The sequence below is a fragment of the Flavobacterium sp. R1_16 genome (assembly GCF_057652095.1).
Map to the genome: position 1 here is coordinate 170871 of NZ_JBYFCG010000001.1, position 13798 is coordinate 184668.

11 protein-coding genes are annotated in these 13798 nt (G+C 33.2%); 7 read left to right on the forward strand and 4 right to left on the reverse strand.

All coding sequences use genetic code 11. The features are described from left to right. Positions 1–23: 23 nt before the first annotated feature. Positions 24–1097, forward strand: coding sequence for a glycosyltransferase (locus tag AC23L6_RS00750; RefSeq protein WP_487560378.1), 1074 nt, complete (start codon positions 24–26; stop codon positions 1095–1097). Here AC23L6_RS00750 and AC23L6_RS00755 read toward each other — a convergent pair. Together AC23L6_RS00755 and AC23L6_RS00760 are read right to left on the reverse strand one after the other, a co-directional pair. Beyond that, positions 1062–2105, reverse strand: coding sequence for a sensor histidine kinase (locus AC23L6_RS00755; protein ID WP_487560379.1), 1044 nt, complete (start codon positions 2103–2105; stop codon positions 1062–1064). The two genes, AC23L6_RS00750 and AC23L6_RS00755, sit on opposite strands and share 36 nt — an antisense overlap. Further along, positions 2106–2792, reverse strand: coding sequence for a response regulator transcription factor (locus AC23L6_RS00760; protein ID WP_487560380.1), 687 nt, complete (start codon positions 2790–2792; stop codon positions 2106–2108). It lies immediately after the preceding gene. Positions 2793–2973: 181 nt separating this feature from the next. On the opposite strand from AC23L6_RS00760, the gene AC23L6_RS00765 reads away from it, so the two are divergent. The 3 genes from AC23L6_RS00765 (at position 2974) to AC23L6_RS00775 (ending at position 7549) form a co-directional block, all read left to right on the forward strand. Then, positions 2974–5769: a TonB-dependent receptor gene (locus tag AC23L6_RS00765; protein WP_487560381.1), complete on the forward strand. Its 2796-nt coding sequence runs from the start codon at positions 2974–2976 to the stop codon at positions 5767–5769. Between the two features lie 193 nt (positions 5770–5962). Further along, positions 5963–7147, forward strand: a complete 1185-nt coding sequence (locus tag AC23L6_RS00770; protein WP_487560382.1) for a hypothetical protein — start codon at positions 5963–5965, stop codon at positions 7145–7147. 120 nt (positions 7148–7267) lie between these two features. Further along, a complete protein-coding gene (locus AC23L6_RS00775) occupies positions 7268–7549 on the forward strand; it encodes a TM2 domain-containing protein (RefSeq protein WP_487560383.1) in 282 nt (93 codons plus the stop codon). 7 nt (positions 7550–7556) lie between these two features. Here AC23L6_RS00775 and AC23L6_RS00780 read toward each other — a convergent pair whose 3' ends face one another. After that, complete coding sequence (locus tag AC23L6_RS00780; RefSeq protein ID WP_487560384.1) at positions 7557–9362, reverse strand: GNAT family N-acyltransferase; 1806 nt, start codon at positions 9360–9362, stop codon at positions 7557–7559. Between the two features lie 138 nt (positions 9363–9500). Here AC23L6_RS00780 and AC23L6_RS00785 point away from each other — a divergent pair, with 138 nt between their 5' ends. The 3 genes from AC23L6_RS00785 (at position 9501) to AC23L6_RS00795 (ending at position 12370) form a co-directional block, all read left to right on the forward strand. Next, positions 9501–10265: an exodeoxyribonuclease III gene (locus AC23L6_RS00785; RefSeq protein WP_487560385.1), complete on the forward strand. Its 765-nt coding sequence runs from the start codon at positions 9501–9503 to the stop codon at positions 10263–10265. Between the two features lie 15 nt (positions 10266–10280). Continuing rightward, positions 10281–11246 (forward strand): OmpA family protein, encoded by a 966-nt coding sequence (locus AC23L6_RS00790; protein WP_487560386.1) that lies wholly within the window; start codon positions 10281–10283, stop codon positions 11244–11246. Positions 11247–11332: 86 nt separating this feature from the next. Continuing rightward, positions 11333–12370 carry an aldo/keto reductase gene (locus AC23L6_RS00795; protein ID WP_487560388.1) on the forward strand — a complete coding sequence of 346 codons (1038 nt, stop codon included), beginning with the start codon at positions 11333–11335 and terminating at the stop codon, positions 12368–12370. 3 nt (positions 12371–12373) lie between these two features. Here the strand turns inward: AC23L6_RS00795 and AC23L6_RS00800 are convergent, their stop codons facing one another. Next, the gene (locus tag AC23L6_RS00800; RefSeq protein ID WP_487560389.1) at positions 12374–13738 is read right to left on the reverse strand and encodes a PQQ-dependent sugar dehydrogenase; all 1365 of its coding nucleotides are present in this window, start codon (positions 13736–13738) and stop codon (positions 12374–12376) included. Positions 13739–13798 lie beyond the last annotated feature (60 nt).

Here is a 13798-nt window from a genome sequence, read left to right on the forward strand (position 1 = left end):
TTATTTAAAACAGAAACCATTTGATGCATACAGATAACAAAAATATATTGGTGGCGCCATTAAATTGGGGTTTAGGACATGCTACAAGGTGTATTCCTATTATAAAAGCCTTAGAAAAAAATCAGTATACGCCAATAATTGCCTCAGATGGTGATGCATTGCAATTGTTACAAAAAGAATTTCCTCATCTTTTAACGTTAAAATTACCGTCTTACAAAATTGAATATGCAAAGAATGGTGCAGATTTTAAATGGAAAATGTTGAAAAACACTCCAAAAATGATTGAAGCCATTTTAGAAGAAAAAAAAGTTGTAAAAAAATGGGTCAAGGAATTTCATCTTCAAGGAATCATTTCCGATAATCGATTGGGGGTTTACAGCAAGAAAGTGCAATCCATATTTATTACACATCAATTGAATGTATTGTCAGGAAATACCTCATGGATTAGTAGCAAATTGCATCAACAAATTATAAAAAAATTTGATGAATGTTGGATACCTGATTTTGAGGAAAAGCCTAATTTGACAGGTAAATTAGGTCATTTGAAAAAATCACATTTTAATTTAAAATACATTGGGCCATTGAGCCGATTGGAGAAAGAGAATTTAACTATAAAATATGATTTAATGGTTATTCTTTCAGGTCCAGAGCCTCAAAGAGGAATGCTAGAGATAGTGTTATCAGAGAAATTATTGAAATTTGAAGGAAAAATTATTTTCGTAAAAGGAAAGGTAGAAGCAAAACAGAAGAAGGAGCAAATTCAACATATTACCTATTATAATTTTATGACTACTCAAGAACTAGAACAGGCTTTTAATGAAAGTAGAGTCATTCTATGTCGATCAGGATATACCACCGTCATGGATATAGCAAAATTGGAGAAAAAAGCTTTTTTTATTCCTACTCCCGGACAATACGAGCAAGAGTATTTAGCTAAAAGATTAAAAAAATTAGGTTTGGTTTCGTTTGCTAAACAAGAAGATTTTCAGTTGGAAGACTTAGAAGAAGTAAAGAACTACAAAGGGCTGCACATGCATCATCAAATGGTGCACTGGAAGAACTTATTTTGCCTTTTTGAGAGTAAAAGAGAATTCTGACCCTACACCAAATTCGCTTTCAACATAAATTTTTTCTTCGTGTACTTCAATAATGTGTTTTACAATAGCGAGTCCAAGACCAGAACCACCCTCACTTCTTGCGCCACTTTTGTCTACTCTAAAAAATCTTTCAAACAGTCTCGGAATGTTTTTTTTCTCAATTCCTTCTCCGTTATCATTGATACGAACGATAATTTTGTCATCTGTTAGGTTTTCGATACTTACCTCTGTTGACCCTTTCTCTTTTCCGTATTTTATAGAGTTTACAATTAAGTTTATAACAACTTGTTCGATTTTCTCTCTATCACCAAGAACCATGATAGGTTTGTTGTATTTCATATCGAAAAGTAACAAAATATCTTTTTTTGAAGCCTCCATTTCGAGTAAGTCGAAAACATTTTGAACAAGGTTTACAATATCAAAAGAGACAATTTCGATATTCAAATCTCCCATTTCTAGTTTAGCAATCATGTCTAAATCCTGGACAATATAAATTAACCGTTCCACTCCTTTTTCGGCACGTTCAAGATATTTTTTACGAATTTTTTTATCATTCATGGCTCCATCAAGTAGTGTAGAAATATAGCCTTGAACTGTAAAAAGAGGAGTTTTAAGCTCGTGAGAAACATTTCCTAAAAATTCTTTTCGGTATTCTTCGCGAACTTTTAGCATTTCGATTTCTAGTTTTTTGTCAGTAGCAAACTTTTTCACTTCTCTAGTAAGAGTAGCCATATCGGTAGTTATGGGTTGATTTCTAAAACTTGTAGATTCAAGAAGGGAAACATCATCATATATTTTTTTTACTCTTCTGTAAATAAAGCGCTCTACTCTGTATTGTAACATGAAAAAGGAAAATGCAGCGATGCTAATTGAAAAAAGAAGGCAAAATTTTAGTGAAAACTCAAAAAAGACATACGTCAAAATCCCCACTATTCCAGTAGAAAAAAAAGCAATATAAAGAGCTGATATTACAGCAAATTTGTATGTTTTTTTAAAACGTAATGTCATTTATACTTCAAACTTGTAACCAACGCCTTTAATTGTTTTAAAAAGGTCATCTCCAATTTTTTCTCTAAGTTTTCGAATATGAACATCGATGGTTCTACCACCAACTATTACTTCATTTCCCCATACTTTGTCGAGGATTTCTTCTCTTTTAAAAACTTTTCCTGGTTTTGATGCTAATAGATAAAACAATTCAAATTCTTTTCGAGGAAGGACAATTTCAATATCATCCTTAATTATTTTATATTCTTCTCGATTAATTTCTATTCCGCCTACATTTAATGTCTCTGAATTGGAGCTTTCTTCCTCTTTGAGTCTACGTAATAAGGCTTTTACTTTACTGATGAGTAATTTAGGTTTAATTGGTTTTGTAATGTAATCGTCAGCTCCGGCATCAAATCCAGCTACTTGTGAGTAATCTTCGTTTCTAGCTGTAAGGAATGTGATAATAACGTTTTTAAGTTCAGGGATTTTCCGAATATTTTCACAAGCTTCCATACCGTCCATTTCTGGCATCATGACATCCATGATAATGAGGTGAGGTACTTCTTTTTTTGCTTTTTCAACAGCTTCTTTACCATTGATTGCAGTGCTTATTTGATAGCCTTCTTGAGCCAAATTGTAACCTACAATCTCCAGAATGTCTTGTTCGTCATCTACTAATAAAATTTTAATATTTTTTTTCTTCATAATAGTAAAACGTCTGATTTCGAATGTAAAAGTAACTATAAAACCCTATCAATAAACCATTTTACATTAATTTAATCTATTAACAATACCTTAATAATACAGCAACCAAATAGTAACAATCAAGTAACATGAACTTTACAACTCGGTTGTTCCTTTGCCCCAAAATTAAAATAAAGTTAAAATGAAATTAAAATTCATAGGTGCTCTTTTATTAGTTTGTTCTATTGTTGTTGCTCAAAATAAAGGAAAAATATCAGGAGTTATTACAGATAAGGATTCTAATAATGCCTCATTACCATTTGCAAATGCTACTATAAAAGGTACAACTATTGCAACTACTTCAGATGAAAAAGGGAAATATACTTTGAGTGTAACTCCAGGCAGCTATACAATAGTCTTTAGTTTTCTAGGATATGAAAATGTAGAAGTACCCGTTACAGTAAAATCTGGAGAAGAAATCACTATCAATAAAGCATTAGGTTCTGGGAGTTATACTTTGCAAGATGTAGTCGTAAAATCAAATGGAGGAAGTAGAGAGAAAGAAACAGCCTTGTTATTAGACCAAAAAAAAGCTGTCGAAATCAAGCAGAGTATTGGTGCTCAAGAAATGTCTCGAAAAGGAATTAGCGATGTAGAAGAAGGATTGACAAAAATCACAGGAATTACTAAAGTAGGTTCTAGAGGTTTGTTTGTGAGAGGATTAGAGGACAGATACAATAATTTATTGATAAACAATTTAGCTGTTCCTTCTAACAATCCTTTTAAGAAAATTATTCCATTGGATTTAATTCCAACAGATGTTGTGAGTATTATTGAAACGTATAAAACTTTCAATCCCAATATTTACGGAGATTTTGCAGGAGCTACCTTTAACTTGGTTACATTGACAAAACCAACAAAAAGCATCACAAAACTGAGTATCGGTTCTGGTTTTACGACCAATAACAGTTTAAGGGACTTTTATTTGGCAACGAATGTAAATACGACCAAAGGATTTTTTGGTTTGATTGGTAAAGATAGAAATTTACCTTCAGAATTTGGTGTTAAGCCTTATCCTCCGGTAACTTTGAGTAGAAATGAAGCAGTGAATGCCTTTGAGAGTGGATTTGGTATAACCAAAACTAAAAGCCCTTTAAATACAAGTTTTGGTATTTTGCATGGAGAAAAATTCAATATCAAGGATAGCAAACTAAGTTATCTGATATCATTAAACTTTGATAATTCATACAGCTACAGAACAGGTGCCGATAGAACGCTGCAAGCTGGAAATTCAATAGAGTTTTCTAATAATTTTCAAAAAACAACGTATGATTATAAAACCAATCTTTCTTCTATTCTAGGGCTAAATTATGCTACCGATAGATTTACTATTTCCACATCATTATTGTATTTAAAATCTACCGATAGTCAAATACAAGACCAACTAGGATACCAAAACAATCAAAAAGATGTTGAAAATTATTTAATTAGAACCAACCAATTAGATGAATCCAATTTTTTAAACGGACAGCTCTTTGGAGAATATTTTCTCACATCAAATAAGAATCAAAGTATTAAAGGAGGTTTGTCACTATCAAAAACAGCCTATAATCAACCTGATAGAAATTCATTCACGGGTTCGCAAGTTTCAGAAACAGAAATTAACACGAGTTATGGAGGTAATAATTTTTTGAGACAATATTTAGATATTAATAGCCAGATGTATACTTCTGCTTTTTTGGAATACAATCTTAAATTTGGAAAAGACCACAAACTTTCTCTTGGCTACAATGGCAATCACAATTTTACAATTTCTAAATACCGTTTGATACAAACAACAAAAAATTTTAATTTCAATTCCAACTTTATATTGAATCCATTTGAAATAGATAGTAAATTAACGGAAGACTTGTTAGATTATGAAATATCGTTTCAAGAATCGAGTAATGCCAACTGGAAATCAAAGTTAGAAGAAACCATTAATTCAGGATATGCAAATATATTTTTCAAATTCTCAGAAAAGTTTGATGTAAATGCAGGTATTAGAGTCGAGAAATACGACCGAATTACAAAATATAAAGAGATTGGAAATTTTGATCAAAATTACAAGAAAAACACCACGGATGATATTTACTTTTTACCATCAGTAAATGCTAAGTATAGCAGCAGTGAAAGCGCAAATTTTCGATTTGCGGCATCTCAAACCTACACAAAACCAGTGGTTATGGAGGCATTCCCTCTGCAACTTGTCAATCCTGACGGAACAGTTTTTCAAGGAAATTCATATTTAAAAAACAGTAAAAATTCAAACATTGATATCAAATATGAGCTGTTTCCAACTACTAAAGAACTCTTTGCAATTGGTTTATTTGGAAAATCGGTTAAAAATCCAATCGAAAGAACTTTTCTTGCCAATTCAGGTGCTACTATAACTTCTTTTAAAAATTCAGAAAGTGCCACTATATACGGTGTTGAAGCTGAGTTTATACTAGATTTAAATAGAATATCCAGTAAATTGAAAGATTTTTCATGGGGATTTAATACGTCAGTAATGCAAACCGAAGTTACTGTGCCAGATTTTGCTTTAGACCCAAGTGGAACACTAAGCCCTAGCATAGAAACCCATAAAAAGAGAGAACTTCAAGGCGCCTCAAAATGGTTAATCAATTCGGATTTAAAATACCAATTCAATTTAAATAAAAACTGGTCCAATACACTTTCGGCAGTATATTCTGTTTTTGGGAAACGAATTTATAGTGTTGGAACAGCAGGAATCGATCATATTTATGAATTACCTGTAAGTAAATTAGACATTGTACTTGCAAGCAAATTATCTGAACATATTGATTTAAAATTGGTAGCAGATAATGTTTTAAATCCCAAAACAATATTAGAGCTAGGCAAAAATAATAAAGACACTTTTATTGGAAATTCTAATGTAATTCAGGATTACAAAAAAGGCGTGGGTTTCTCATTTAATCTGAGTTATACATTTTAGAACTACTTTTTTATCGTAACAAAGGCAACGTTTTTCGTTGCTTTTTTGTTTACACCACAGACGATTTGATTACTATTTATTTACATAAAATTGAAATTGAATTAATGATTTAATGATATTCATTTAACTCCTTTAAAAATGATTTGAAAGACATTTGTAACAACAAAAACAAGTACAACTTAACAAAAAAACAATGAAAAAATTAGTATTTAGCATAGCTATTTTAAGTTCACTCTTTATAGGATGTTCAAGTGACGATGAAAGCGATACTGTAGTTCAACCACAAGTAGGAGAGCTATCAGGAGATATAGTTGCAAACAAAACGTATGCTTATGGGACGTACACTTTGAAGGGTATAGTCAAAGTTAAAAGTGGAGTGACACTTACCATAGAAGCAGGAAGCACCATTACATGCGACAAAATTAATGGAGATAATGCACTAGTAGTAGAAAATGGAGGTAAATTAATTATCAACGGTACCGAATCAGCTCCTGTAGTATTTACTGAAGTTTCAAAAGTTCCAGGTTCTTGGGGAGGTATTATTATGTATGGTGACGCTCCCGTAAAAGTTTTAGGTGGAGGTGGTACTGCAACATCAGAAGATGGTTTATCTAATTCTTATGGAGGAACAAATGCAACACATAACGGAGGAAGTTTAAGATATGTAAGAGTAGAATATGCCGGTAAGAAACTAGCGGACGGTACAAAAGAATTAAATGGATTTTCTTTTTATTCAGTTGGCTCAGGTACGGTGTTAGACCATTTGGTTTCATACAAAGGCGCTGATGATGGATTTGAATTTTATGGAGGAACAGTAAGTTTGACCAATGCTATTTCTTATGGAAATTATGATGATGCCTTTGATTGGCAAGACGGATGGCAAGGACAAAACAATACCAATTGGTACGCTTATCAAGAAAATAAAGGAAACTTTGGAATTGAAATTGAAGCTTCTTCAAACAACAATGATTTTTGGCCAAAATTTACAAACATCACTCTGAAAAGAGCTACAGGATGTACTCCAGAGGTTGCAGGAGACGTTCAAGTAGATGCCATACAATTTAAGAAAAACGGGAATGGTGATTTTAATAATGTTGTAATTGACGGATATGGTTCTTACACAGAAGGAGATAAAACTTATCAAGGTGCAGCCGTTAAAATTCAAGATGTAGATACTAATACTAATCAAGTTAATGGTTCAAAAATCAAATTGACTAACCTGAAAATAATAAATACTTCTCAAAATATAGCTGGTGCTACACTTGCATTGGTAGTGAATTTTCCTTCAGGACAATTTACAACAAGTGAAACAGCGACTGGAGCTAATTTATCACCAGGAGCTTGGGCAACTCTAAATGGGGAGAACCTAATAAAATAAGAAATGTTCAAACTAAAATAAGAGCCGCCTCAAGTTTTTTTGAGGCGGTTTTTATTTTTACTCGACAAGAATTAAAATATTTTAATACTTTTATAACAGTCAAATCCTAAAAGTAGATATATGGAAAATTCAAAACAAGAAGATTGGAATCGACCTCAGCCAAATCTTCAACCCGAAAATAAAAAAGTTATAGCAGGAGTTTTGGCTCTTGTATTAGGTTCTTTAGGAATTCATAAGTTCATTTTAGGATACACCAGTGAAGGAATTATCCAAATTATATTGAGTATTGTTACTTGTGGTATTGCAGGTATTGTTCCTTTTATTGAAGGGATTATCTATCTTACTAAAACCGACGAAGAGTTTTATCAAATTTATCAGGTCAATAAACGAGGCTGGTTTTAAACCAAAATTAGCTTTCTCCTTTTTCGGCTAACTTTCGTTCCAATTCTGCTTGAAATTCCTCCATAACAGGTTTCATTGTACTTTCGGGAATATCTGCTATTCTAATGTACATCAAACCATCAATGGCATTGTTAAATAATGGGTCAACATTAAAAGCAACTACTCTGGCGTTCTGTTTAATGTATTTTTTTATTAAAACAGGCAATCGCAAACTTCCTGGCTCGAGCTCGTCAATGATTTTGTCGAATTTATTCAAATCAGATTCGGCTTCATCAAAAATAAAATCTTTATCCCCATCCTTGAGTTTTACCTTGTATTCTTTTTTTGGATGTACATATTGGGCAATGTAGGGATCGTAATAATTGGATTTCATAAATTCAATCATTAACGATTTTGAAAAATCAGAGAATTGATTGCTAATACTCACTCCTCCAAGTAAGAATTTATGTTCTGGATAACGCAAGGTAGTATGAATAATTCCTTTCCAAAGTAGGAAAAGAGGCATCGGTTTTTGTTGGTATTCTTTTGTGATGAACGCACGACCCATTTCGATTGATTTGTGCATCATGTCGTGTAATTCGGGTTCAAATCGAAACAAATCGTTGAGGTAAAATCCTTCGATACCGTATTTTGGAAATATCTTAGAACCCAACCCCATTCTGTAGGCACCAGCAATTTTCTTGGTGTCTTCATCCCATAAAAACATATGATGATAATATTGATCAAAATTGTCTAAATCAATCGATTCATTCGTTCCTTCTCCTACTTCTCTAAAAGTAATTTCACGCAATCGACCTATTTCATAGAGAATGTTTGGAATTTTATTAGCCTCTGTAAAAAAGACTTCATAGTTTTTACTTTGCAAGAGTCTGCAATCAGAACCACGCAAAAGCTCCACTTCGTGAATCATATTGTCTTTACTGGCAGCAGTAACGATTTGCTTAGGGCTTTTTGGTAGTTTTAAATTTGGCGCCGTCAATAACTTACTTTCTTTTTCAAAAGGATTAGCAAGCATATACGTTTTCTTTCTTAAAAACTCTGAATATTCTTCGATGGATTTATATTCGTTTTGTTCGCTTACAGATATAGGTTTTCCTATACGAACTTTAATAATTCTATCTTTTTGAGTTAAAAGTTCTGAAGGTAGTTTGGCTGTTCTTAATGTTGGATTTATTTTCGACAAAAGATAGAAAAAGCGACTGTTTTTTGCGTGAAAATAGATAGGAACAACGGGAACTTGAGCTTTTCTAATCACTTTGATAGCTCCTTCTTCCCAGTCTTTATCGACAACTAATTTTCCATCTTTATACGTAGAAACTTCGCCAGCTGGAAACATTCCCAGAGGTTTTCCATCACTCAAATGACGTAACGTTTCTTTTATTCCTATAACGCTAGATTTGGCATCCTTATGGTTTTCAAAAGGATTCACCGGCATAATATAGGGTTTCATAGGTTCGATTCTATGCAACAAAAAATTCGCGATTATCTTGAAATTAGGTTCTCTCTCTAGCATTAATTTCAGTAGTAGAATGCCGTCAATTCCACCCAACGGATGATTGGAAATGGTAATATATGCACCCTCTTTTGGAAGTCTTTTTAAATCTTCTTCGTGAATTTCAAATTTAATTTGAAACTCATCCAGAATTGCATTTAAAAACGCTACTTCGCTTAAGTGTTTATTTCGATCGTATATTTTGTTTAAGGTTGAAATTTTTAAAGCTTTCATGAGCAACCAACCCGAAAAAGTTCCGAAAACTCCGTATTTGTCAGCTTTTATTGCTTTTGCAACTTCTTTTGCGGTAACTAAACCCATTTAGTTTTTTGTTTTTAGAGGGATGAACAAAGATAGAAAAAAACTCGATTATCATACTATCGACAGATTTGATTTTGTTTGTTTTTTCTAAGCAAGGCTTTTTATTTTTTATTACTTTTGAAACTCAAAAAATAGACAATGAGAATTATTTCGTATAATGTAAACGGAATCAGGGCAGCCATTTCGAAAGGATTTATCAACTGGATACAGCAAGCCAATCCAGATGTAATTTGCCTTCAGGAAATAAAAGCTACACCAGAGCAAATCCCCACTCTCGATATCGAACTTGCAGGTTATCCTTATCATTATTGGTTTCCAGCTACAAAGAAAGGCTATAGTGGCGTTGCTATTCTGTCAAAAGTAAAACCCAACAACGTCGTTTTTGGAACTGGAATCGAGCACATGGATTTTGAAGGAAGAAATCTTCGAGTTGATTTTGATGATTTTTCAGTCATGAGTTTGTACCTGCCTTCTGGAACAAACATCGAAAGACTCGACCATAAGTTTATGTATATGGACGATTTTCAAAAGTATATCAACGCATTGAAAAAAGAAATCCCTAATCTCATTATTTGTGGTGACTATAACATTTGCCATGAAGCGATTGATATTCATGACCCTATTCGAAATAAAAATGTTTCAGGGTTTTTGCCAGCTGAGAGAGCTTGGCTTGACGGATTCATGAAAAGTGGCTTTATAGATAGCTTCCGATTTTTAAACAAAGAGCCTCACAACTATACTTGGTGGACTATGCGCGCACCCGATGCTAGAGCTAATAATAAAGGTTGGCGCATAGACTATTGTTTGGTTAGCGAACCTCTAAAAGAAAGAATAGCAAGGGCATTAATCTTGCCAGAAGCCAAACATTCTGACCATTGTCCAATCGTAGTTGAAATAGAATAATTAAATAATAAAAAAATGATTAAAAAAATTTCTGTTGCATTAGTTGTACTAGCGCTAACTTCATCTTGCGTTTCTAAAAAAGTTTTTAACGATTTAGAAAATAAGTATACCGAATTAAAAAAAGAGAATCGACGATTACAAGATGAAGGCGAAGATTGTATCAAAGCTAAAAATGAGTTGGATTTGGCCAATTCTTCTCTACAATCAGAGTTGGATAAAACCAAATCTGAGCGCGATAAGTTATTAGCAGATTACAATGCTGCTGATAAAAATTTAAAAACGCTTCAAGCTTCCTATAAAGCATTAGAAAAAAATAGCGATGAAGCTCTAGAAGCCAATATGAACAAAAACAGAGAGCTTCTAGCCCAATTAGAATCCAAGCAAAAGGCACTTGCTGCAGAACAAGATAGATTGAACAAAATGAAAGCAGAGTTAGATGCGAGTTCAAAACGATTGAATGAACTTGAATCCTACATTGCAGCCAAAGACGCTAGTATGAAAAAGTTGAAAGAAACTTTGTCAAAAGCTTTGAATGCCTTTGAAGGAAAAGGACTTACGGTGGAACAAAAAAACGGGAAAGTATATGTTTCCATGGAAAATAAATTATTGTTTCAAACTGGAAGTTGGGCAGTTGGAGTCGAAGGGAAGAAAGCTGTTGTTGAGGTAGGAAAGGTATTGGCTCAAAATCCTGATATTTCCGTTTTAATAGAAGGTCATACGGATAACGATAAAATACTAGGTAACATTGGTGGAGGAATCGAAAGTAATTGGGATTTGTCTACCAAGAGAGCTACTGCTATTGTAAATATTCTTGGAGAAAATTCAGGAATTCAAAAGAAAAATTTAACCGCTGCTGGACGTGGTGAATTTGCCCCAATTATGAGTAACGATACTCCAGAAGGTAAAGCCAAAAACCGCAGAATCGAAATTATTTTAACTCCAAAATTAGATGAAATTTCTAAGATGTTAAATGAATTATAGACGTTACAAATAGTTATTTTTTAAAAGGTTTAGAGTTGATTTAAACCTTTTTTTATCTTCAAAAACAAATTTTGTTACAGTTAAAAATGAAATATACAACCCTACCTAATACGAATATTGAAGTAAGTAAAATTTGCCTAGGCACCATGACTTTTGGAGAACAAAATACCGAAGCCGAAGGTCATGCTCAAATGGATTTAGCTTTAGAAAAAGGCATTAATTTTTTTGATACAGCCGAAATGTATTCTGTTCCAGGAAGGAAAGAAACTTATGGTAGCACCGAGAAAATAATAGGCACTTGGTTTAAGAAAACAGGAAAAAGAGATAAAGTTATTCTAGCTTCCAAAATTGCCGGTGCTAATCCTGGTTTGGCTTATATCAGAGAAAATATGGATTTTTCTCCTGCCAGTATTGCGCTATCTATTGAGAAAAGTTTAACTCGCTTACAAACAGATTACATCGATTTGTATCAATTACACTGGCCAGAACGCAAGACCAATTTTTTTGGACAACGTGGTTTTAAGGTACAAAATGATGGATGGGAAGATAATATTTATACTGTTTTAGAGACATTAGAAAGATGTATTAAAGAAGGAAAAATTAGAAATATTGGGGTTTCTAATGAAACTCCTTGGGGAATTATGCGTTTTCTGGAAGAAAGTAAATACCATAATTTGCCAAAGATTAAAACCATACAAAATCCATATTCTTTACTCAATAGACTTTTTGAAAATGGTTCTGCCGAGATAGCTATAAGAGAGAATGTAGGATTACTTGCCTATTCTCCTTTGGCTTTTGGTGTTTTGACAGGTAAATTCTTGACTGGTGAAAGTCATCCTAAAGCCAGACTTACGCTGTTTCCTCAATTTTCTAGGTACAATAGTGCACAATGTGCTCAAGCTACCAAGTTGTATCAAGAAATTGCTCATCAAAATGGTTTGTCATTAACTCAAATGGCTTTAGCATTTGTCAATCAACAGCCATTTGTAACAAGTAACATCATTGGTGCTACCAATTTGATACAATTGGAGGAAAATATAGATTCTATTAATGTAGTTTTATCAGAAACCATACTAAAAGAAATTGACAAAGTACAAAGTGCTATTCCTGATCCAGCGCCTTAATAATCATTTGATGAGAAGCTTTGAATTCGAATAGTTTCCTTTATTGTCTTTTAAAGAAATAAAATACAGTCCACTTCTAAATGAAGATACAGGAACGGGTTTTGCGTCCGATTCTAAAGATTCTTTAAGTAAAATTTTCCCTGTGCTATCTGAAAGGGTAACTAAAATAGGAAAACTTTGTTTATTGGTTTTAATGAAAAATTCGCTAGTTGCTGGGTTTGGATATACCATAACATTTGCTTTCTCAAAAGCAGCACTAGTAAGAGTTGCATCTGTAATTTTGTAAATAGTCCCATTTCCAGAGGCAGCAATGTAAAGTTCTCCACTACGGTCTTCACCAAAAGTGGTGAATTTGCTTCCAGAAAAAACCGTTGACCAACTAATTACTCCTGAGGAATTTAAAACACCTATTTTATTACTACAATAATCTGCAAAAAAGTAATTTCCTATAAAATTAGGGTAAATAGAACCATTATATACATAGCCTCCAGTAATTGAACAACCTACGCTATGTGTATATTGAGCAAATGGAAAGGTATAAGTTACAGGCAATGTAGAACAACTGGAATAGACGCTATTTCCTTCATAGCAATTCCAGCCGTAATTAATTCCAGAAGATGCTGAACTCACTTTGTTGATTTCTTCATTTTGGTTTTGACCTACATCAGCAATCCAGAAATTATTGTTCACCGTATCAAATGAAAATTTCCAAGGATTTCGGAGTCCCATTGCCCAAATTTCATTTCGAATACTTAGTGAGCCTACGTATGGATTTGTGGCAGGAATTCCATAAGGTGACGAGGTGTCTACATCTATTCGAAGCATTTTTCCTAGTAGCTCATTAGGATTTTGAGCTCTTTTACCCGGGTCTCCAGCGTTTCCTCCGTCACCCATACCGATGTATAAATATCCGTCAGGACCAAATTTTATGCATCCTCCATTATGATTGGCAAAAGGTTGATTTATAGTTAGTAGAATTGTACTGCTAGTAGCATCAGCAACATTAGGGTCTGAAGAAACGGAATATCTTGCTATAACAGTATTTCCCGCGGTATTAGTATAGTTGACATAAAAATAACCATTTGAAGCATAATTGGGATGAAAAGTAAGGCCTAACAAACCTCTTTCTCCTCCCGTAGATATCGTGGAAGTGGTTAGCGTAAGAAAAGGTGTCATATTGGTTGTACCATCAGGATTTACAATTTTTATTTTGCCTCCTTGCTCTACAACAAATAGCCTATTATCATTATTTGGATGGGCAATTTCGATAGGATTGGTAAAGCCAGTTGCAAAGGAAGTTAATCCGATGGTTTGCGAATAGGTAAAATGAAAGACAACAGAAAAAATAAACGTAAAAATAGTTTTCATAGCCTTATGATTTAGAACTATAAAGATATAAAAACCAATTCACATAAAATGTAAATAACT